20 protein-coding genes are annotated in these 20,454 nt (G+C 57.3%); 15 read left to right on the forward strand and 5 right to left on the reverse strand.

The genetic code is table 11. From position 1 onward, the window contains the following. Positions 1-54 precede the first annotated feature (54 nt). From CP97_RS04765 to CP97_RS04790, 6 genes are all read left to right on the forward strand, one after another. Positions 55-1,935, forward strand: a complete 1,881-nt coding sequence (locus tag CP97_RS04765) for a PHA/PHB synthase family protein (protein WP_048885012.1) — start codon at positions 55-57, stop codon at positions 1,933-1,935. A 136-nt stretch (positions 1,936-2,071) separates the two neighbouring features. Beyond that, positions 2,072-2,986 (forward strand): phasin family protein, encoded by a 915-nt coding sequence (locus tag CP97_RS16670; protein ID WP_063612361.1) that lies wholly within the window; start codon positions 2,072-2,074, stop codon positions 2,984-2,986. Between the two features lie 273 nt (positions 2,987-3,259). Beyond that, positions 3,260-3,628, forward strand: coding sequence for an ATP-dependent Clp protease adapter ClpS (clpS, locus tag CP97_RS04775; RefSeq protein ID WP_048886730.1), 369 nt, complete (start codon positions 3,260-3,262; stop codon positions 3,626-3,628). Positions 3,629-3,785: 157 nt separating this feature from the next. Further along, a complete protein-coding gene (locus CP97_RS04780) occupies positions 3,786-5,006 on the forward strand; it encodes an LptF/LptG family permease (RefSeq protein WP_048886731.1) in 1,221 nt (406 codons plus the stop codon). Then, positions 4,996-6,093, forward strand: a complete 1,098-nt coding sequence (gene lptG / locus CP97_RS04785; RefSeq protein WP_082863719.1) for an LPS export ABC transporter permease LptG — start codon at positions 4,996-4,998, stop codon at positions 6,091-6,093. Before CP97_RS04780 ends, lptG begins: the two co-directional genes overlap by 11 nt. A gap of 93 nt (positions 6,094-6,186) precedes the next feature. Continuing rightward, a complete protein-coding gene (locus CP97_RS04790) occupies positions 6,187-6,465 on the forward strand; it encodes a hypothetical protein (protein ID WP_048885015.1) in 279 nt (92 codons plus the stop codon). Between the two features lie 113 nt (positions 6,466-6,578). Here the strand turns inward: CP97_RS04790 and CP97_RS04795 are convergent, their stop codons facing one another. Continuing rightward, a complete protein-coding gene (locus CP97_RS04795; protein WP_048886732.1) occupies positions 6,579-7,670 on the reverse strand; it encodes a fatty acid desaturase family protein in 1,092 nt (363 codons plus the stop codon). Between the two features lie 132 nt (positions 7,671-7,802). Here CP97_RS04795 and CP97_RS04800 point away from each other — a divergent pair, with 132 nt between their 5' ends. From CP97_RS04800 to CP97_RS04810, 3 genes are all read left to right on the forward strand, one after another. After that, complete coding sequence (locus CP97_RS04800; protein ID WP_048886733.1) at positions 7,803-8,981, forward strand: hypothetical protein; 1,179 nt, start codon at positions 7,803-7,805, stop codon at positions 8,979-8,981. A gap of 84 nt (positions 8,982-9,065) precedes the next feature. Next, entirely contained in the window at positions 9,066-9,497 is a 432-nt protein-coding gene (locus tag CP97_RS04805; protein WP_048885016.1) for a response regulator, read from the forward strand. A 354-nt stretch (positions 9,498-9,851) separates the two neighbouring features. After that, positions 9,852-10,646 (forward strand): response regulator, encoded by a 795-nt coding sequence (locus tag CP97_RS04810; RefSeq protein ID WP_048886734.1) that lies wholly within the window; start codon positions 9,852-9,854, stop codon positions 10,644-10,646. Between the two features lie 9 nt (positions 10,647-10,655). Here CP97_RS04810 and CP97_RS04815 read toward each other — a convergent pair whose 3' ends face one another. Further along, on the reverse strand, positions 10,656-12,071 hold the full coding sequence (locus CP97_RS04815; protein ID WP_082863720.1) for an MATE family efflux transporter: 1,416 nt from the start codon (positions 12,069-12,071) through the stop codon (positions 10,656-10,658). A gap of 192 nt (positions 12,072-12,263) precedes the next feature. Here CP97_RS04815 and CP97_RS04820 point away from each other — a divergent pair, with 192 nt between their 5' ends. Beyond that, positions 12,264-12,851 (forward strand): (2Fe-2S)-binding protein, encoded by a 588-nt coding sequence (locus CP97_RS04820; RefSeq protein WP_048886736.1) that lies wholly within the window; start codon positions 12,264-12,266, stop codon positions 12,849-12,851. On the opposite strand, the gene CP97_RS04825 is transcribed toward CP97_RS04820, so the two are convergent. Further along, a complete protein-coding gene (locus tag CP97_RS04825) occupies positions 12,840-14,990 on the reverse strand; it encodes a TonB-dependent receptor (RefSeq protein WP_227819673.1) in 2,151 nt (716 codons plus the stop codon). The genes CP97_RS04820 and CP97_RS04825 overlap by 12 nt on opposite strands. A 138-nt stretch (positions 14,991-15,128) precedes the next feature. Here CP97_RS04825 and arsC point away from each other — a divergent pair, with 138 nt between their 5' ends. Both arsC and CP97_RS04835 read left to right on the forward strand, forming a co-directional pair. Continuing rightward, the gene (arsC, locus tag CP97_RS04830; RefSeq protein ID WP_048885017.1) at positions 15,129-15,473 is read left to right on the forward strand and encodes an arsenate reductase (glutaredoxin); all 345 of its coding nucleotides are present in this window, start codon (positions 15,129-15,131) and stop codon (positions 15,471-15,473) included. Between the two features lie 110 nt (positions 15,474-15,583). Next, positions 15,584-16,237, forward strand: a complete 654-nt coding sequence (locus CP97_RS04835) for a class I SAM-dependent methyltransferase (protein ID WP_048885018.1) — start codon at positions 15,584-15,586, stop codon at positions 16,235-16,237. Positions 16,238-16,258: 21 nt separating this feature from the next. On the opposite strand, the gene CP97_RS04840 is transcribed toward CP97_RS04835, so the two are convergent. Then, complete coding sequence (locus tag CP97_RS04840) at positions 16,259-17,092, reverse strand: hypothetical protein (RefSeq protein WP_048885019.1); 834 nt, start codon at positions 17,090-17,092, stop codon at positions 16,259-16,261. Positions 17,093-17,165: 73 nt separating this feature from the next. Here CP97_RS04840 and lipB point away from each other — a divergent pair, with 73 nt between their 5' ends. Genes lipB through CP97_RS04855 form a run of 3 tightly spaced genes read left to right on the forward strand, consistent with a single transcriptional unit; the run spans position 17,166 to position 19,085 of the window. Continuing rightward, the gene (gene lipB, locus CP97_RS04845; protein WP_227819674.1) at positions 17,166-17,864 is read left to right on the forward strand and encodes a lipoyl(octanoyl) transferase LipB; all 699 of its coding nucleotides are present in this window, start codon (positions 17,166-17,168) and stop codon (positions 17,862-17,864) included. Beyond that, on the forward strand, positions 17,861-18,139 hold the full coding sequence (locus tag CP97_RS04850; RefSeq protein ID WP_048885021.1) for a hypothetical protein: 279 nt from the start codon (positions 17,861-17,863) through the stop codon (positions 18,137-18,139). The genes lipB and CP97_RS04850 overlap by 4 nt, the downstream gene beginning before the upstream one ends. 58 nt (positions 18,140-18,197) lie before the next feature. Further along, the gene (locus tag CP97_RS04855; protein ID WP_048885022.1) at positions 18,198-19,085 is read left to right on the forward strand and encodes a DMT family transporter; all 888 of its coding nucleotides are present in this window, start codon (positions 18,198-18,200) and stop codon (positions 19,083-19,085) included. Between the two features lie 7 nt (positions 19,086-19,092). Here CP97_RS04855 and CP97_RS04860 read toward each other — a convergent pair whose 3' ends face one another. Beyond that, entirely contained in the window at positions 19,093-20,430 is a 1,338-nt protein-coding gene (locus CP97_RS04860; protein WP_048885023.1) for a DUF2254 domain-containing protein, read from the reverse strand. Positions 20,431-20,454: the final 24 nt, after the last annotated feature.

Raw genomic sequence — 20,454 nt, forward strand, 5'->3', positions numbered from 1 at the left:
GCCAGACTGCGCTATAGCAAAAGCAATGATGCGTGAGAATTTGAGAGAGAAGCCATGACCAAAGGCACTGATAGGGGGGATGATGCGGCAGACATCTTTACCGAAATGCTGCGTATCCAGGGAGAAGCTGCTCGTCAGATGATGCAGACGATCGCACCCGACGCGCACGATGCCGTGCCCGATCATAGCGCGATTGACGAGATGGGCGCTGCCATGATGGAGTTTCACAAGAGCTGGCTCCAATTCTGCCTCCCGCAACAAGAACGTCCTGCCCCGTTGCTGACAGATCCATCAAGCTGGATGGAATCAATGCGACAGTGGTCAGCGACCATGCCTATGCTCGATCCCCAGCAGCAACAGAAATTATGGGCCGATGGCTGCGAACTCTGGCAAGAAGTGCTGTCGCAATACGGCTCCGCTGCGGGCACGGATGAGGGCGGCAATGAAGCCGATCCGCAATTGCCACGCCGCGATCGCCGTTTTGCCGACAAGGCGTGGCGTGAACAGCCCGTATTCGCCCTGATCCACCAGACCTATTTGTTGTTTGCAGAAAGACTGCGTGACAGTGTGGATACAGCAGACGGCCTTTCTGACGAGGATCGCAGAAATATGCGGTTTGCAACCAATAATATCCTCGACGCGATGAGCCCGGCCAATTTCCCCCTGATGAATCCTGTCGTGCTGGAACGGACGTTGGAAACCGGCGGAGAGAATATCGTTTGTGGGCTCGACCGCCTGACGACGGATTTGAAAAACGGGCAATTAACCCACACCGATACCAGCAAGTTCAAGGTGGGAGAGAATATCGCTACCACGCCGGGCAAGGTCATCTACGAAGCCGAATTGTTCCAGCTCATCCAGTATTCGCCTACTACCGATGAGGTGCTTGCCACGCCGCTGATCATTTTCCCGCCGTGGATCAATCGCTTCTATATTCTCGATCTGAACGAGAGGAAGAGCTTCGTCCGCTGGGCTGTGGCGCAAGGTCTTACGGTCATCATGGTGAGCTGGCGCAGCGCGGACGAAAGCCTGGCCCATATCGATTGGGATGATTACTTTGCTGCACAGATGGAGATAATCGAGGTGGTGCGCGACCGGCTGAAGGTGCCGCGTGTGCACACTGTCGGCTATTGTGTTGCCGGCACGACCTTGGCGGGCACGCTGGCCGTACTTGCCCGGCGCGACGAGTCGGACAAGGTCGCGAGCGCAACCTTCTTTACAGCGCAGGTCGATTTCCAGCACGCGGGTGATCTGCAGCTGATGGTCGATGACGGAAAGCTGGAGATGATCCGGCAGGCGTCCAAAGGCGGGTATCTCGATGGAAGATATCTTGCGGCGACATTCAATATGCTTCGCGGATCGGACCTGATCTGGAACTATGTGGTGAACCACTATCTGCTGGGTGAAGACTATCCGGCCTTCGATCTGTTGTTCTGGAATGGCGACGTCACCAATCTGCCGGCCAAATGGCATGCGGCCTATTTGCGCGATCTCTATCGTGATAATCTGATGGTGCAGCCAGATGCGCTTTCGGTTGACGGTACGCCGATTGATCTGACGCAGGTCAAAACCCCCTGCTACATCCAGGCAGGAAAGGAAGACCATATCGCCCCGCCAGAAAGCGTGTGGCGGATAATGGATCACTTTTCCGGCCCAAACCGGTTTGTTCTTGCCGGGAGCGGGCATATCGCCGGAGTGATCAACCCTCCCGAGGCGAATAAATATCAATATTGGATCAACGATGGCAAATCAGCATCGCTTGATGCTTTCATCGAAGGCGCAACTGAACTCCCCGGAAGCTGGTGGCCGGACTGGATCGACTGGATCAAGGGGCATGACTCATCGCGGGTAAAGGCCACAGGCCGACGCAAGCCCGGGAGCAAGGTCAACCCGGCAATCGAAGATGCTCCTGGCCGTTACGTCAAGATGCGCTGACTCAAGCGACCCATTGGATTTCAAGACATTGCGCTTTATTGTGCGGTGCACCATTTTTCCTTGACACGCAGTTGGGCAAACATATATTGTGCACTGCAACAAGAGTCGCATGGTGCGGCTGCGAAAGCGAGGAAACATGGCCGAGTCGAAAAACGCGTCTCCTGACAAGAGTGCTGACACCGCTGAGAAGGCTTACGCCGATGCATCTGCGGAAACTCCTGCCAAGGACAAAAATCTCGACGCGTCGCTGAAGGCTGACGCTGCTGAGATTTCGTCTGCAAAAACCCAAGCTGCTCCTGCCACCAAGTCTGCGCCGATAAAAATGCCCGTTGCTAAGACCGCGCCTGAGGTGGTTCCAGCTGCCGAGGTCGCTCCAGCTACTGCCAAGACGCCGGTAAAAAAGTCTGCGCCCAAGAAAACAACTGCCAAGAAGCTTCCGGCCAAGAAGGCAGTGACCAAGAAGGCAGTGACCAAGAAGGCTCCGGTCAAGAAGGTATCCGCTCCCAAAAACGCGGTTGCCGAGAAATCCGCTACCAAGCCAGTCGCGAAGGCCGCGGCGGCAAAACCCGTACCCTCAGTTACCCAGCTTAAGGAAATGATCATGGCTACCAAGAACACTGATTACACCGCTGCCGTCACCGACACGATGAACGGCGCCGTCAAGGAACTTCAGGAGCGCGCTCAGTCCGCTTATGAAAAGAGCACTTCGGCAATGACCGAAGCCAACGAATTCGCCAAAGGCAATGTTGAAGCTGTCGTCGAAAGCGGCAAGCTTTTCGCTGAAGGCGTGCAGACCCTCGGTCAGTCCTATGCTGACGAGGCAAAGTCGGCTTATGAAACTGTTACTACTGATCTCAAGGAGATGGCTTCGGTCACGAGCCCGACCGACCTGTTCCAGCTTCAAGGCAAGATCCTGCGTCGCAATTTCGATGCGATGATAGCGGTTACTTCGAAGAACACCGATGCTGCAATGAAGATGACCAACGACGTCATGGCTCCGATTTCGGGCCGTATGAACGTTGCCGCAGAAAAGCTTTCCAAGGTCGCTTAATTCACTTCGCGATCCGGACTGCCTCTCTCTCCTCTCGGCAGTCAGGAACGATCGGGCCGGGCAGCGCAAGCTGTCCGGCCTGTTGCGTTTGTGGGGGTTATTGACGTCATTCGGATCAAGCGCCTGTGTCGAGGTTCGGCATTGACCGATCCCTTATTCTGCGCAGATTATAGCTTTTGCTTCATCCACCCCTTGCAGCTTTCCCGCCCGATACGATATTTGCCCCCTGCCATGATAATTTTTGACACTCCCGATTCTCTTGCCCCTTGGGCCATGACCACACCGGCCTGGCGCTGTGCTGGCGATGGCGGTGACGATAAGGGCGGCAGAGGTGACGGGGAAGGCGATGGCCAGGTGGGACTTGCCACCAAGACCCGGGCAAAGCCGAAAAAGCCCAGCCAGTACAAGGTGCTGATGATGAATGACGATTACACGCCGATGGAATTTGTCGTGCTCGTCCTCAAGCGGTTTTTCCGAATGGATCTGGAGCAGGCGACGCAGGTCATGCTGCATGTCCATCAGCGCGGTGTCGGCGTTTGCGGGATCTTTCCCTATGAAGTGGCCGAAACCAAGGTGAACCAGGTGATGGATTTCGCCCGAGAAAACCAGCATCCGCTGCAATGCACGCTGGAAAAGGTCTGAGACCGGCCATAAGAGATCACAGGCGGGGCTGACCGGGGCTGGATTTGCGGCTAGGCCCTGTTACGGCAGCATTTCGTCCTAGCAGCAAAGAACCGCTTTCTTGTCACGCTTCATCACCGCCACGGATCGCTATATCTTCCGGCTCGTCATTGTGCCGATGATTGGCGTGTTTGTGCTTGCGGCAAGTTTGCTGATCCTTGAAAAAATGCTGCGCCTGTTCGAATTTGTCAGCACAGAAGGCGGACCGATTGGCGTCGTCTTTGAAATGCTGGTCAATCTCATCCCCGAATATGCCGGTCTGGCCATCCCGCTGGGTCTGATGCTGGGGGTGCTTTTCGCCTTTCGCAAGCTCGCCATTTCGAGTGAGCTGGACGTGATGCGCGCAGTCGGCTGGTCTTATACCCGCCTGCTTCGCGTTCCCTATCTCATCACATTTGCCCTTATGGCGCTGAATTTTGCAATTGTCGGTTATATCCAGCCGCAATCGCGCTTCGCCTATGAGGAAATGGAGTTTGAACTTCGTTCAGGCGCACTTGGCGCTTCCATAAAGGTAGGCGAATTCAATACGATCGAAGACCGCATGGCTCTGCGGATTGAGGGCAGCCGGGATGACGGGCGCCAGCTCATGGGCATCTTTGCACGGCTTGCAGATGACAAGGGCCAGGTGCTGTCCATCACTGCGCGGGAAGGCCGCTTCCTTGCCAATCGTGAAAACCGCAACACGATTGTCCTGCGATTGAATGATGGGACGATTGTCCACGAAGTCCCCAATGGTTCGCCGCGCGTCCTCAGCTTCAGCCAGCACGACCTGCCGATCGATCTGCCCGCGCTGGAACAGTTCCGCGACCGCGGAGAGGACGAGCGCGAATATGTGCTGCCCGAATTGCTCGAAATCGGGTGGAGCCAAGAGAGCACTGCGCAGGAGCGGGCAGGCAGCCTCGCCAATTTCAATTACCGCATGGTCGAAGTGATGATGATGATCATGCTGCCGTTACTGGCGGTGGCATTGGCCATTCCGCCCAAGAGATCGACCAGCGCGCTGGGCGTGTTTCTCTCCATCGTCATTGTCGTCGCCTATCATAAGGTCAATCAATATGGTGCGGAAGTCGCCGCGATTGGCCAGCTTGACCCCTTTCTGGCGCTTTGGGGACCGTTTGCGGTGTTATTCGCGATGATCGGGTGGATGTATTATCAGGTTGCATTCGTTCCCGGCGGGCAGGCAATTGGCTTCCTTGAAAGCTTCTATGCAAAGGTTGGCCGCCAACTCAGAAAGATTTTTGGGCGGCGAAGACTGAAAGGAGTCGTGCCCGAACGCGAATTTGGCGATCTGGACGATTCATCCGACGCGCCCCTTCAGGAGGCACCGGGTGTCGTTTGATTTCTTCCCCTCGCGGCGGCTTACAATCTACCTCGCGAAAATGTTCATCCTTCGCATTGTCGCCGTGATGGCCATGCTGGTGCTGGTGCTGATGATGCTCGACCTGCTGGGCGAGACGGGCAATATCCTCGCAGTGGAAGGCAATGGAGAACCGGAGCTGCTGAAATATGTGGCATTGCGCGTTCCCCAGCTCATTGCGCGTTTCCTCCCTTATTCCGTGCTGCTTGCAACAATTATCACGCTGGCTGGCCTGAACCAGAATTCCGAAGTGATCGCGATGAAGGCCGCGGGGCTTTCGGCTCACCAGATCCTTGCGCCGCTATTGCTCATGGGGTTCCTGGTTTCCGGCATTTCCTTCGCATTTAATGAACGCGTGGTGACGCGGGCGACCACTTCGTTAAAGGCGTGGCAGGCGGTCGATTACGCCACCATTCCCGATGATCCCGCCGGGCGCGGCAATGTCTTTTACGCCGATGGCAATAATGTGCTGATGGCAGCCAGCGCAGGCGGCACCGGCACGAACACCGTATTTCGCAAGGTCACCTTCTACGAACGGGACGATAATGGCATGATCGTGCGCCAGATGAGCGCGGATTTGGCAAGATATGCGGCACCGGGGTGGAAAATCGAGGATGCCACTGTTTTTTCCGTCGCCACCACGCAAACATCGCAGGTGGATGAGTTGGTGATCGCCCCCGGCATAGAACGGGACCAGGTGGAATTGGGCCGCGTCGATCCCGATGCAGAAACACTGCCGCAGCTATCGCGCAGTATTGACGCGCTGAAAACGGCAGGCCGCCGGACCAGCGAACTTGAAGCCAAATGGTGGCACAAGATTTCCGGTCCGCTGTCCGCGATGCTTATGCCGCTGCTTGGCGCGGTGGCGGGCTTTGGCCTCGCGCGTTCAGGCAATCTGTTCATCCGTGCAGTCATTGGCATGGCACTGGGATTTGCCTATTTCGTGGTCGATAATGCCGCACTCGCATTGGGCAGTTTTGGCGGCTATCCGCCGCTACTGGCGGCATGGGCGCCGTTTTTCCTGTTCCTGCTGCTGGGCGAAACCGTTCTTGTCAGGACAGAGGAATAGGCGTTTTCGCCGTGATTGCCATATTCTGCCTTTTTTCGGGAACGCCACTGTCGGCTCCCCGTTCTGGTCCGAGTCCACTAAGGAGTTTTGACCATGAAACAGGTTATTGCCACTTTGGCCGCAACAGCCGCGCTTTCCCTTGCTGCTTGCAGTGATGCCGCAGTTGACGAAACTGATGGTGAGGTGATGACTGCAGAGGAAAACACCACGCTTCCCTCGGCAAGCGAGCCAGTTGTTGTCGATGAAAACGAAAATGATCGAGACAGCGTGTCCATCAGTGAAGATGGCGTTTCCGCAGATATCAATGACGGCAATACTTCGATCAATGCCGATATTTCCGACAATCCTTCGCTGGAAGTCAAGACAGACTAGATCGTGCGTTCCGTAGACGTCTGGTAAGGAAAGGGGCCTTTCGCATCGTTGCGGGGCCCCTTTTTCTTGTGCGCTGTATTTGCATGAGGCGCGGTAAGCGCGCCTCATGGCATTCAGTCTGCCGGTCGCCGCCCCATCGTGCTTTTGGCGATCCGTGCGACCAGTGGCCACATGCCCGGATGGCTGGCCTGGTGGAAAGTCGATCCCACAGCAAGGTGCGTTGCTATGCGCTTATGCGCTTCATGTAGCGAATGGTAAGGCATCGAAGGGATAAGATGGTGCAGGGCGTGGTAGCGCAGGCCCACCGGAGCCCAGATCCCCGCAGCAAAGCGCGGCACATTGACACTGTCGAGATATTGCGCGGTGACCGTCATCGCCTCTCCGTCATTTTCCCACAGATGTGCAACAAGCGTGCGCAATTGATTGAACACGGCGACAGCGGCAGTGATGATCATGGCGACGAGCAATGGCTTCCAGCCCAGCCAGAATGGCGTGGACATGGCGAACAACGCCCAGACACTCGCCCCGACCTGCTGGAACAGGAACCAGCGCCGTTCTTTTTTGCCAACTGGCTTGCGGCGGAATTCCGGATTGATCGAGAGTGATGAAAGTCGCTCCCACGCAAAGCGCCGCAATGGCGGGATGATCAGGCCCAGCGGCGCAAGCACACCCCAGCGGATCAGCAGAGCAGGCGGTGCGAGCGCTGCGACCAGCACGAACACAGGCAGGCTCCACGGCTTCATCAGTGCCAGGGGCATATATTCAGGATCTTCCACCGTGCCATATTTGGTGCGGGCATGATGCAGCGTGTGCACCTGTTCATACATCAGGCTGGGGGTTAGCAGCGGAATTCCAACAAGCAGGTTCCACGCTGTGCGGAAGCCGGGCAGGGCATCACGGTGCAAATGGCTTATTTCGTGAATGAACAGCAAGGCGCGATACAGGGCGAAAACGGAAACCACACCGCTAAGAACGGACAACCACACAGGTTGCAGAAGGATCGCACCCGCCAGCGCGGCATATCCGATCAGCGCGCTGGCAATCATGTCCGGCCAGTAAATTGCGGCACGTGCCTCTGTAATGTCGCGGGTCAATTCCACGGCAGCGCGCAACATTGCTTTGTCATCAGGGATTTGCGCATGCACGCGTCTACCGCCGGCGGCGGGGCCGGTACTGGCATTCTCGGGAAGTGTTGTCGCATTCATTGCGATATATCTCTCGAACATCTGGGCATGGCGAAGCGCCGTGCATGGCAATCAAAGCCATGCGATTTTGGCCCTATAGCATTTCGGGGCCGCTTGACATCCCGTCTAAAGCACAAGCAGTGCGTCTCATACATGAACAAGAAGGCAGGGTCTGTGGCAGGAGAAATAGATATCGCCCCCGTTTCGGGCAAGGGCGACCTTAATGCATTTATCGATTGCGCTTATCGATTGAACGCAAATGATCCCAACTGGGTGCCTCCTTTGCGCGCCGACATGGTGGAACTGCTCACCCCGGGAAAAAACCCGTTCCACCAACATGCCAGGGTGCAATTGTTCCTCGCCCGTCGTGGTGGAAAGGTCGTGGGGCGAATATCGGCCCATTATGATGAACTGGCGCTGGCGCAGCCGCCTGAGCAGGGCATGGGGCCCGGAACGGGCAATTGGGGATTGTTCGAGGCCGAGGATGAAGCCATTGCTGCTTCGCTGATCGCCCGCGCCGAAGACTGGCTGCGCGAACAGGGCATGACCCATGTGCTCGCGCCAATCAGCCTGTCGATGTGGGAAGAGCCGGGCCTGTTGGTGAAAGGCCACGATCACCAACCCATGCTGCTGATGGGACATGATAACGCGGCCTATGAAGGTTGGGTCGAAGCGCAGGGCTATGTCACGGCCAAGAAATTGTACACTTATGATCTGCATCACGTGAAGGAGGGATTCCCCCCGATCGTTGATCGCATCGTCGCATCGGGAGAACGTAGCAAGCGGATCAAGGTGCGAAAAGTCGACAAGTCCCGCTTTGATGAAGAGGCCGCAATTTGTATCGATATCCTCAACGATGCCTGGTCCAGGAACTGGGGTTTCGTGCCCTTTACCGAAACGGAAAAAGCCTATGGGGCCAAGAAGCTGAAGCCGCTGACGTTGGAAGGCACCAATATGATCGCAGAAGTCGATGGTGAACCCGCCGCCTTTATGCTCGCCTGGCCCGATATCAACCTCAAGCTGCGCAATTATGGCGGTAAGCTGTTTCCATTCAACTGGGCCAAGCTATTGTGGTGGCTGCGTAACCCGCGGTCGGAGAATTTTCGCGTTCCCTTGATGGGTGTCGTTTCGAAATACCAGAACACGCGCCTGGCCAGCCAGCTGGCTTTCATGATGATCGAATATATCCGCCGCGAAGCTGCAACACAGCATGCCGGTGTTCGCGCTGAAATCGGCTGGGTGCTGGAAGATAATCAGGGCATGGTGGCCATTGCCGATGCCATCAATTCCAGGATCAACCGCGAATATCGCATTTATCGCAAGGAATTGTGACTGTGCTTTTCCTGTCTCTGGAACCCATGCATAAGACATGGCTTTAATGCGGGAGGCGCAACTGATGTGTCCGGAAGGGTTTTCGTGAAATCGGCCAAAGCCAAGCAGGCCCCGAATGTGACGGGCAAGAAGCTCGGCCGGGTTTTGCTGGTTGAGGATGATCCTGTACTGGCCATGATGCTGGAGGACGCCTTCCTGCAAGCCGGTGCCAGTGAAGTCGTGATCTGCGCGACGATGCAGGCAACGGTAAAGGCACTGGACGATGCCCGACCCGATGCCATTGTTCTCGATGTTCATCTGGCGGATCGCAATGATGGCTGGGCCATTGCGGAGGTCGTCACCATGCTTGGGCCAACCCCGCCGCGTATCGCATTTTCTACCGGCTCACCGCAGGACATCCCGCCTGCCATAGCGGAAATGGGGCCGATTTTCGAAAAGCCCTATGATCCCCAGGCCCTCGTCGCTGAATTGTCAGCGGGCCGCAAGCGCGGCCTCTTCTCCCGCTTTCTGGGCTGATTCCGCCCTGCAGGATTGATCGGATTGGAGATCCAGCACGCCGGGCTGTCTGCAATTGCCTGTCATCACCTGACGCTGGCCGAAAAAAAGGCCTCCACTCTTGTGAGTGAAGGCCTTTGGGATCGTATCACCTGCCATTTGGACGGGAGGGGGGTTGGCGGCGATATAGGCTAAATGCTTGTGCAAAATGCCGGTTCCCGAATGATTGCAAATCAGTGCATTTTTTTCATTTTACGGGGCAAATGCAGTGGCGAAGAAGAAAATTGCGGCGAAGTTGCGGAACTGTACGGGTTGACTGGAACCGACAGGCGGGCAAGGCGTTCAGGTGCAACGATCAATCCGGGAAGGGCAATCATGACCATAGGGGCTGAAGTAGCCGCACATCTTCCGTTTCTGCGTCGCTATGCGCGCGCGTTGACGGGTTCACAATCAACCGGTGACACCTTTGTCCAGGCTACCCTGGAAGCAGCGCTCGCCGATGACGAATTGGCAAATTCTCTGCGCGAAGGCCGTGTGCCGCTCTATCGCGCATTCAACAAGGTCTGGTCCAGCGCCTATATGGAAGTTGCCGAGGGCGATTCCGAAGGGGCGCCGCACGAAGTTGCAGCGCAGGACCAGCTAAAGCGTATTACGCCCCTCAACCGTCAGGCTCTATTGCTGACCACGGTTGAGGATTTCACGCCCGAACAATCGGCTGAGATCATGGGTGTGGACGAAGACGCAGTAGAATCTCTGGTGCGCGAAGCCGTCGCCGAGATCGAGCGTGAGACCACCACCAGCGTTCTCATCATCGAGGATGAGCCGCTGATTTCGATGCAACTGGAAGACCTTGTACGGTCGCTTGGCCATGATATCTGCGGAACAGCGGCAACACGCACGCAGGCACAGGAAGTGGTGGCGGACAATCGTCCCGGCCTCGTTCTGGCCGATATTCAGCTTGCAGATGGTTCTTCAGGGCTGGATGCGGTGGAAGATATCCTCGCGATAGATTCGGTGCCGGTAATCTTCATCACCGCTTACCCAGAGCGTCTGCTGACGGGCGATCGCCCGGAACCGACCTATCTGATTACCAAGCCGTTCCATGAAAATACCGTGCGTGCGGCAATCAGCCAGGCATTGTTTTTCGGATCGAGTCGTCCGCTCGACTAAGCTTTTGGATCAGCTGTGGGCGGTGGCATCGGGCCGCCGCCACAGCACCCACCAGGCAATCGCAGCGGCAGACACTCCACCCAGTAGATTAGCACTCACTTCAGCAATATAGATCGCCTGCGTGCCCAGCGCATCGCGCGCCAGCCAGGCCACAGGCACCATCACCAGCAGAACGCGGCATATTGACAGGGCCAGCGCATTTGCTGCGCGGTCAATCGCGTTGAGTGCGCCATTGACCACCACAAGCATGCCATATCCGGCATAGCCCCAGACCGATATGGCGAGATATTGCGTGGTCGCCGACAGCACTTGCGGATCATCGCTGAACAGTTCTGCAAACCATCCGCGCGCCAAATAGAGAACCAGCGCTGCCGCCGCCCCATAGCCGATGCTGAATAAGGCGGCCTGCATCAGTGCAGCGCGGGCTCGGTCATATTGCATTGCGCCCCAATTTTGTCCGACGATGGAGCCGATTGACCCTGACAGGGCGAGCAATGGCACTACGGCAAAACTTTGCAGCCGGCCCCCTGCGCCAAAACCTGCAACCGCAGCCTGACCTTCTACTGCAAGCAGTGATGTGAGGATGGCGAGGCCCGCCGGATTGATCGAATTCGTAAAGGCAGCAGGCCCGGCCACACGCGATATGGCGGCAAGTTGGCGCCGCCAGTTGCACCCCTTCATCGCCGCTGGCGAAAAGGGCAGCGTGTGCCGACCAAGCAACCAGAATGCCAAGACGATCGCGATCGCCCAGCCGCCGATCGTGGCATAGGCTGCGCCAGCAACGCCAAATCCCTCCATGCCGAATGCGCCGGTGATCAAGAGCGGATCGAGCATCCAATTTGCCGCTGAATAGGTGACCAGCACGGCCGTATGGCTTTTTGCCGCCCCTTGCCCGCGCAGCACGCCATTCATGGCCATCATGGCCATCATCAGCGGAAAGCCGAGAGCATAGGGTGCCATATATTCGTCGATCAGCGGGAGAACCTGCGCATCGGCCTGCATCAGGCGGAACAATGGCTGGCGCACCGCGAAAAGAAGCAGGCCAAGCAAAATGCCCGTCACCATACCCAGTATCATGCCGAGATTGGCGCGCGCCAGCGCACGATCATGATCACCTTCGCCCAATGCACGGCTGACTACCGAATTGATCCCCACCATGACCCCGACGCCAAGGCTTTGCAGCGCGGTGATTACCGGGAAAATGAAAGCGACTGCCGCCAGTTCGGCCTTGCCCAGCTGACCGATGAAATACGCATCGATAATGCCGACAGACATGATCGCTGCCACGCCCACGATCGCAGGGGCGGTTTGCCGCAGGAGATGTCCGGTTATGGATCCATGGGCCAGCTTGGCCTGCCGCTTATTGGCAGAACCGCCCTGACCGGGCTCTGCTTCGGCAGGCGGTAGTGGGGTAGATGCGGCCATGGGCTTCCCTTGCGGGCGACCTGGATGGCCGCAGGCAGCGCAGTAGGACGAGCGCCGCGAACGATCAACTCCTTGTGTGGCTGCGCTTTGTCGCACATGGCAACGGCCCGGGCCGACAAGGCTCGACATTGCCTAACCATTGCGCAAGACAGGCAGGCCAAATGCACGCTGGCGCAAATAACGGATGACAAGATGCCCGCAATGACTGTGAACGGACGGCCGGTGCAGTTCGACATGGATCCCGAAACCCCGCTGCTCCATGCGTTGCGCGATGCGTCGAATTTGACCGGCACCAAATATGGCTGCGGAGTTGGCGATTGTGGCGCATGCATGGTGCTGGTGGACGGGGAGGCGCTGCGTTCGTGCCTTGTCACCATTGCAGAGGCGGAAGGTCGCTTCGTCACCACGATCGAAGGATTGAGCCCGGATCGTTCACACCCGGTCCAACAGGCGTTGGTGGCGGAGCAGGCGATCCAATGCGGTTTCTGCACGCCGGGTATCGCGATTGCCGCCGCTGCGCTGATCCGGCGCAACCCCGATCCCAGCGAACAGGATATCCGTGAGGCGGTGCCAAACCTGTGCCGTTGCGGCGTCTATCCGCGGCTGGTGGAGGCAATCCAGCGTGCCGGACGCGTTACGCGACGGCGAGAAACTATTAGCGCCGCGCCTGTACCGGGTATTGACCCGGCAGACGCGGCGCAATCCGTTCCCGCGATGCGGGGGCCGGAGGGGATGGGAGGAGATGACCCCTCCAGCGCTACGGAGACTTCAGAACCTTAACCGCGCGCCCAGTGAAGCACTGAGCGGGGAGCCGGGCTGAATGTTATTATCCCCATGGGCAGAGGCGTAGTAATCCTCGTCTAGCAAGTTCTCGACGTTCAGTTGCAGCGAAAGCTGGTCTGTCGCTTCAAAGAAGATTGCAGCATCCACGCGTGTATGCGCGGGCAGGACAACGGCGTTGCTATTGCTGGCAAATTGATCGGAAAGATGGACAAGCCCGCCGCCAAAACCAAGGCGTTCCGTCACATCATAACGCGCCCAGGCAGTGATCTGGTGTTCCGGCACCTGCTGGAGCACGGTGCCGATATCGCTGACATCGGCACTTTCGGAAATCTCACCGTCGAGATAGCTGTATCCAAGGCTGACAGAAAGACCTTCCACCGGTTCACCCACAAGACCCAGTTCGAACCCTTCGACTGTGCTTTCACCTGCCAGCGTTGTCAGCAAGGTGACAGGATCAACCGATGGCGTGTTGGATCGGGTCAGGCGGAAGATCGCGCCGGTCAGCAGCAGATCGCGATGCGGAGCCCATTTGACGCCCAGTTCAATATTTTCAAACAATTCAGGTTCCAGCGCCTCATCCTGCTGACTGAGCACGGTGAATTGATTGCCGGCAGAAGGCAGGAAAGTTTCGGCATAGCTGGCATAGACTGACAGGTTTTCCTGCGGCTTCACGATAAGGCCAAAGCGCGGAGACACGCGATCATCCACCCGCGCGCCATCGAAGTTGGCGACTAGATCGGTGGTTTCAAGATCGAAGCGATCATAGCGAAGTCCGCCAACCAATTGCACGATGCCAAGGTCCAGCTGTTCCTGCGCATAGGCAGAGAAGGTCGACAATTCTGATGTGCTGGCACGCTGCGGCTCAAGAGTGAAGGCGGGCACGGTGATGGTATCCTCCAGCGCCACGGTGACGCTGGTGTCCACTCCACTGTTGAATAGAGCCCGATCGCGAACCGAATCGGTGTCGGAGGAGGTGAACTCGGCGCCAAGCAGCACGGTGTGGCCGATGGCTCCGGTGTCGAACTGGCCGACGAGATTGACCTGGCCGATTAGGTTCTGCCTGTCAGTGCCGCTTTGATATCCCGCAAGATTGACCATGGTGGCCACGCCGCCAGTGGGGACGATATTGCTGTAAAACTTTCCATAATCGGCAAATTGCAGGCTGGCGTTCAGATTCCAGCTATCGCTGAAAGAATGGTCTAGCCGCGTCCGCGCGATATGTACTTCGACGTCGCTGAAATTGTAATCGGGATCGCCAAATAAGGTCTGGTCATATCCGGTCAGCGGCAGGCCATTCAGGCTTGGCACGCCGCGGTCGACGACCCTTTCGTCATCATCATAGGTATAGCTGGCGGTAAGCTGCGTATCGGGGCCAAGCTTGGCAGTCATCGTGGGGGTGATGCCAAAGAAGCGACCATCGTAGAAATCGCGATCATTGGCAAATTCTTCGTAAGTGCCATTGATGCGGAATGCGACCGTGTCATTGGCAGGAAGGTTTGCGTCCGCGTTCAACGCGAAGGCGCCAAAGCTGTCTACCTGCGCGGCAAGGCCATATTCGGCCATATCGAAATCGGCGGTTTTGCTGACCCGATTAATCGCACCGCCACCTGCGCCTCGACCGAAAATCAGCGCATTGGCGCCCTTTAGGATTTCCACCCGCTCGACATTATAGAGCGAGCGATAATATTGCGCGTCATCGCGCAAGCCATCGAGATAAAAGTCGGCAGTGGTTTCCTGACCGCGAATGAAGACTTCGTCGCGGTGGCCTTCACCGGTTTCCAGCGTCACTCCGGGAACGTATCGCAACGCTTCGCCAAGCTGGGTTACGCCCTGATCTTCCATCTGGTCTGCAGTGATCACTGTCATGGCCTGGGGAACGTCGATTATGGGCGTCGGCGTCCGGGTTGCAGAGCTGCCGTCATCGATGACATAGCCGTCTCTTTCGCCCGTCACTACGATATCGCCTGGCAAATATTTGCGCTGCGGATCATCTTCTGCATGCACGGCGACAGCAGGCATAGCGACAAAGCTGAGAACGGTGGCGCTGCCCAGAAGGGCGATACGGATGGCGGTGGTGCGAATGGGAATTTCCTTCGTAAGCCTGATTGTCGAATCGCTATTGCGAGTGATTTGCAACGCGCTCTCTATTGCGAGTGATTATCATTGACAACAGTCAATCTTGGCTTGGCGTGGAAATAGTTGCGCGCTAGGCCGCGCGTGTATCCAATCAGGCACAGTAGCCTGGTCGGACGGGATTGAATTGAAGGAGTGCATATGAAGGCGACTATCTGGCACAATCCGAAATGCGGCACATCGCGCAATACGCTTGCCATTCTGAACGAGCGCGATGGGGTAGAAGTCGAGGTGATCGAATATCTCAAGAGCCCGCCATCGCGCGAAAAGCTCGCGCAGCTTTTTAAAGATGCAGGAATGGGTCCCGCCGAAGGGCTTCGTATGCGCGGCACCGATGCAGCGGAGCGCGGTCTGGATACTGCGGATGGCGACACGGTGCTTGACGCGATGATCGCCGAACCGATCCTGATTGAGCGACCACTCGTTGAAACGCAAAAGGGTGTCCGGCTGTGCCGTCCAAAGGAAAAAGTTGAGGACATTCTCTGATGATTTGGGGTGTTGCTGCACCCGATTGAGACCCAGTTGGGCCTTGCAATGGCCATTATGGGATGCGACCCCGAAAGGGATCATCGAATAAAACAAGGCAAGATCACACGATGAATGGTAATGAACTGGCCCGCGAGCGCCGCACCGGCCTGCGCCGGAAGATCATGCAGGCATTCGGACCGGCAGGGGTTTTCTTTCGCGGTTTCCTCGAACAGCCGCGCATGGTGGGTTCGATCATCCCGTCGTCGCGCGTAACGATTGATGCGATGCTGGCACCTGTCGACTGGAACCGCTGCAAATTGTTCGTCGAATATGGACCGGGGGTGGGCACTTTCTGCCAGCCCGTGCTTGATCGCCTTCCGCGCGACGGTGAACTACTGGTGATCGATACTAACCCGCTTTTCATCGATTATCTCAAGCGCACCATCCGTGACAGTCGCTTTCACGCCGTGCTCGGATCGGCGCAGGACGTTGAAGAAATCGTGCGGTCAATTGGTCACGAACAGGCCGATTTCGTGCTTTCCGGCTTGCCATTCTCTACTCTGCCCGAAGGGGTCGGGACGGATATCGCCGCTTCGACTTTCCGCGTCATCCGCGAGGGCGGTGCATTCCTGACCTATCAGTTCATGGCAGCTGCCCGTGATTTGACGGCGCAATATTTCCCCCGTGTGGAAACAGGATATGTCTGGCGCAATATACCGCCTTGTGTGCTGGCATGGGGCTGGAAGGACAAGGTCTCAGAGGCGGCCATACCAGCTGAATAGCGCGATGTTCAGCGCGTCTTCTTACTCGAACGTTGCCCTTGCAGTCACACCCGACCCGCCCGAAAGCTGTTGGTGCACAGAAGCTAGCACGGCAAGCATGATGGAGGTGACCACCATGGTAATCAGTGCGCCGCCAATTGCACTTGCAAACAACCCCAATTCTTCGCCCATGATCGAAAATAGCGCGAGGAACATACTGGCAACGATAGAGAGCACCATAAAGACCACGATCAGCATCAGATAAAAGGCGAAAAGCCGCAGCGAATTACCTTTGGTAAGCTGCCACGATCTTTGCAAGGCGCTAATCGGACTGAACCGGCCCTCAATCCCGATCACGGGCGAAAGTAGCGAAAACTTCACATAGATATAGACTGCGAAAACCATCCCGGCCAGGCCCAGGAGCGCAGCAACTGCGGGCGCTATAAGTGCGCCGATACCAACCAGCACGCCCACCACGATTACCATGAGTAAAGTCGCCAGCAACTGGCACGCAATATAGGGCAGCAGCGCCTTGACACCAAAACTCAACGCCTGACCCACGGTTGGGCGAGAACTGTCTCTGAGCAGCGCCAAGAGGCCAAGCATGCCAATGGCCTGAACAACGGCCAGCAAGGCAAAAACCCACCAGACGCTGGACCAATAGACTGTCAACACTTCTACCAGCGCGTCCATGTCGGGCTGGCCGCCCGCAGCCGTCATCGCCTCCAGCTCGGTCGGCTGCGGTATGGTGAGCGAGGCAATGGCATTGGGCAGGAAGAAAAATACCGCCGCAACGATCAGGACAACGTCCTTATTGGCCGAAAGCAATGCTACTGCATCGTTCCAGGCCTTGCCCATATCCAGCTTGATCGCCATGCCTACCTCTGATGAAATTCGTGAAATGCCCTGATAAGCCGGGGATACCCTGATAAGCAACCGCCGTAGTTCCATGACCGACATGATTTCCCGCGCCTCCAAAGGGCATGATCTGCCCGCCAGCATCGAATGGCGCCGTTCCGACGGCCAAATTCTCTATCGCGCTGCGATGGAGGAACAGGAATCGCGCAATGCCGCCATCGCTGCAGAGGAGGCAGGGGAACTCGTCTGGATGCTGGAGCATCCGCCGGTATATACAGCCGGCACCAGCGCCGATGTTGCAGAATTGGTCGATCCGCGTTTTGACGTGGTCCAGACGGGGCGCGGCGGTCGCTACACCTATCATGGTCCCGGCCAGCGCGTGACATATGTGTTGCTGGATCTGTCGCGCCGGCAAAAGGATTTGCGCAATTTCGTCCATGCGCTGGAAAATTGGGTCATCGCTACTCTGGCCGATTTTGGCGTCACCGCCTTCGCCATTTCTGACCGCATCGGCATCTGGACCCACGATGTGACAGGAGCAGAAGCCAAGATTGGCGCCATCGGCGTGCGGGTCAGGCGCTGGGTCACGATGCACGGATTCGCGGTGAACCTATCGCCTGACCTCTCACATTTTGGCGGCATCGTGCCCTGCGGCATTGCCGATTACGGCGTCACCAGTCTTGAAGCCCTGGGAATTGCAGTTTCGGCAGATGAATGGGATAGGGCATTGCTTGCGCGTGCGGAGCAATTTCTCGCCGCTCTGGAACGCCCAGGAAGGACGACAATATGAGCATTCGTTTCGTAGCGCTGTGCGCCGTTCCGCTGATCGGTCTTCTGGCTGCATGCTCTGATGATGCCCCCGATCCCGCCGACGGCACCGGGGGCGAGGCACCTGGCGAAGTCCTTGAAGGTTCAATCAGTGATGCGATGCTGCCGCTTGATGAACTGCGTTCGCAGGCCCCTCTTGAAGTGTCCGAAGAAGCCGATGGGGAGCCATCTGGCAGTTCAGAAATGCCCGACAATTCCGACGGGGATGACAGCCAAGGCGATCCCGCCGACAGCTAGCGCGCCTCTTCTCCCGCCTCATCAAGCAATTTTGGCGCCTGCGCGCTAATGCTGGCGGATGGATCAGATAGGCTCAGCGATTCGTAGCCGCGCGCTGCCTATGTTGGCCCTGCTGGGCGGCAATATCGCGTTGGCGCTGGGGCCGTGGTTGGTGCGGCTGGCCGATACAGGGCCAGTTTCGGTCGGTTTCTGGAGGCTTGCCCTGGCTTTGCCTTTCCTTGCGCTCATCGCGCGGGCGAATTCCCAGCGCCTTGTTGGTATCAGCCGTCGCACTGCGGCGTTGGTCCTGTTGGGCGGCGTGTTCTTCGGACTGGACATTGCAAGTTGGCACATCGGCATTGGTGAAACGCGACTGGCGAATGCGACCTTGTTTGGCAATTCAGGCAGCATCATCCTGATGATCTGGACATTCATTGTCCTGCGCCGCCTGCCGCAAGGGCGCGAGTGGCCTGCCATCGTGGCGGCGCTGGCAGGGGCTGCGATACTGCTGGCGCGGTCCATGGAAATTTCGCAGACCAATTTCGTGGGCGATTTTTTCTGCCTGATCGCCGGGTTGCTTTATGCCGGATATCTGCTGCTGTTGCAGGATGCCCGCAAGGAATTGGGCGGCTGGGCCCTGCTGACCCTGGCTGGTCTGGCAAGCACGCCAATCCTGCTGATGACCGCGCTGACGCTGGGAGAACCTTTCTGGCCGACTGACTGGACCCCGGTGGTGATCCTGGCGCTATCAAGCCAGATCATGGGACAGGGGCTTCTGGTTTATGCGCTGCGCCATTTTACGCCTCTGATCATTGGCATTGCCCTGCTGACCCAGCCAGCGGTTGCAGCATTGGTGGGCTGGCTGGCCTTCGATGAAGTGCTGGTGCCGATGGATTACGCGGGCATCGTTCTTGTGGGTAGCGCGCTGGTGCTTGCCAAGGCGGCATCACCGCGTGTGCGGGCATAGCAGGCCCTTATCCCATCGCCGTAAAATGCTTCAGAAACTTGCTATAACGGTACTCTACCATATCGAGATCAGGGCCTGACAAGGCAAGGCGCGCTTGCGAGATGAGCTGGACGCCGTGTTTATGTACCAATGCCCGGCGCTGGGGATGCTGAATAGGCACTGCGGCATTTTCCAGCACCTCCAGCATTATTTGAGTCGCGCTGACGCTGGTGGCCACGCCGCTGCGGATCGAACCAAAGCCGCGATTGGTGAAATGTTCAAAATCATCGGGACGCGGGATCACGGGGCAATCATCGGAATCGTCTCCGCAGATATCCTTATGCAGATCGCGCCGGCCGATTTCGGCTGTCGCGGCGCCCAGCCAGTGAAGTGCGGTAATTGCAGTGAAGGGATCGTTGATGCCGGGGGATAGCGCGCGCAGGCCTATTTCGACCAGTTCATCCATCAGGAATTGCGGATCCTGCTCGGGCGTGCGCGTCGGGCCGAGGGTGAAGCATTTCAGGAGATCTGCTTTCACCCCCTCCACGCCATCATCTCCATCAAATCCTGTCACTTTTACCAATGGCAGGTCGCGATGGACGAAATCCCCTGTTCGCACTATCAGCGAAATGGTTATCTCATGTGTGCGGGCACATTCGACAAGCTCCGTGAAATCGATCAACTGAACATAGCCAGTGCCCTGAGCTGTCACTTCTTCGCCGGCTTCCGACTCCCTTGCATCGCGCAGGTCATTTTCGATCGGATATGTCGTCCTGATAGATTCAAGCAGCCGCGATCCGATCCCTTCCAACACCTTGTTGATGCGGATGGAGGACGGGATGTGGTTGAGGAAGAATACCAGCACCACAACGCAAAGGCCCAACATCGCATAGGCAACCAATAGTGATAATTGCGGCACAAAGCCAGGTAGGGCGGTTGCAGCAGCATCGGCTGCGGAAGAGGCGGATTCGTCCTCTGCCCTTACGCTGCGCAACACGATCAGCGCATAAACGAAACTGGCGATAAAGGTCGCCAGCGAAAGCTGATTCCCGCGATCTTCCATGAAATTGGTCAGCAGGCGTGGGCCGTAATTGCCGCTGGCATAGGCAACGGCGGCAATGGTGATCGAAAACACCGTAGCCGCCACCCCGATCATGGAGCCCGCCATTACGGTGAGCATATCCGACGCGCCCTTGGGACGCGCGGGGATGATCCAGCTTATTTCATTCAGGAATTCGGCAAATCCTGCGCGGTCAAGATAGATCATCGTGAGCGCGAGAGCCGCAGCGAAAATGGAAAACAGCGCCGGATAGAACCAGTAATTGGCGTTAAGGCGTGCCCAAAGAAATTTGATTTCGGCTTTCATGCAGCCCCAACATCATAGGCAATC

This window comes from Aurantiacibacter atlanticus (assembly GCF_001077815.2).
GTDB lineage: Bacteria > Pseudomonadota > Alphaproteobacteria > Sphingomonadales > Sphingomonadaceae > Alteraurantiacibacter > Alteraurantiacibacter atlanticus.

Excerpts from the sequence above, each read along its gene's own strand:
- CP97_RS04765 (WP_048885012.1), top strand. The coding sequence starts at position 55 with ATGACCAAAGGCACTGATAGGGGGGATGATGCGGCAGACATCTTTACC.
- CP97_RS16670 (WP_063612361.1), top strand. The coding sequence starts at position 2,072 with ATGGCCGAGTCGAAAAACGCGTCTCCTGACAAGAGTGCTGACACCGCT.
- clpS (WP_048886730.1), top strand. The coding sequence starts at position 3,260 with ATGACCACACCGGCCTGGCGCTGTGCTGGCGATGGCGGTGACGATAAG.
- CP97_RS04780 (WP_048886731.1), top strand. The coding sequence starts at position 3,786 with ATGATTGGCGTGTTTGTGCTTGCGGCAAGTTTGCTGATCCTTGAAAAA.
- CP97_RS04790 (WP_048885015.1), top strand. The coding sequence starts at position 6,187 with ATGAAACAGGTTATTGCCACTTTGGCCGCAACAGCCGCGCTTTCCCTT.
- CP97_RS04795 (WP_048886732.1), bottom strand. The coding sequence starts at position 7,670 with ATGAATGCGACAACACTTCCCGAGAATGCCAGTACCGGCCCCGCCGCC.
- CP97_RS04800 (WP_048886733.1), top strand. The coding sequence starts at position 7,803 with ATGAACAAGAAGGCAGGGTCTGTGGCAGGAGAAATAGATATCGCCCCC.
- CP97_RS04810 (WP_048886734.1), top strand. The coding sequence starts at position 9,852 with ATGACCATAGGGGCTGAAGTAGCCGCACATCTTCCGTTTCTGCGTCGC.
- CP97_RS04815 (WP_082863720.1), bottom strand. The coding sequence starts at position 12,071 with ATGGCCGCATCTACCCCACTACCGCCTGCCGAAGCAGAGCCCGGTCAG.
- CP97_RS04820 (WP_048886736.1), top strand. The coding sequence starts at position 12,264 with ATGCCCGCAATGACTGTGAACGGACGGCCGGTGCAGTTCGACATGGAT.
- arsC (WP_048885017.1), top strand. The coding sequence starts at position 15,129 with ATGAAGGCGACTATCTGGCACAATCCGAAATGCGGCACATCGCGCAAT.
- CP97_RS04835 (WP_048885018.1), top strand. The coding sequence starts at position 15,584 with ATGAATGGTAATGAACTGGCCCGCGAGCGCCGCACCGGCCTGCGCCGG.
- CP97_RS04840 (WP_048885019.1), bottom strand. The coding sequence starts at position 17,092 with ATGGCGATCAAGCTGGATATGGGCAAGGCCTGGAACGATGCAGTAGCA.
- lipB (WP_227819674.1), top strand. The coding sequence starts at position 17,166 with ATGACCGACATGATTTCCCGCGCCTCCAAAGGGCATGATCTGCCCGCC.
- CP97_RS04850 (WP_048885021.1), top strand. The coding sequence starts at position 17,861 with ATGAGCATTCGTTTCGTAGCGCTGTGCGCCGTTCCGCTGATCGGTCTT.
- CP97_RS04855 (WP_048885022.1), top strand. The coding sequence starts at position 18,198 with ATGGATCAGATAGGCTCAGCGATTCGTAGCCGCGCGCTGCCTATGTTG.
- CP97_RS04860 (WP_048885023.1), bottom strand. The coding sequence starts at position 20,430 with ATGAAAGCCGAAATCAAATTTCTTTGGGCACGCCTTAACGCCAATTAC.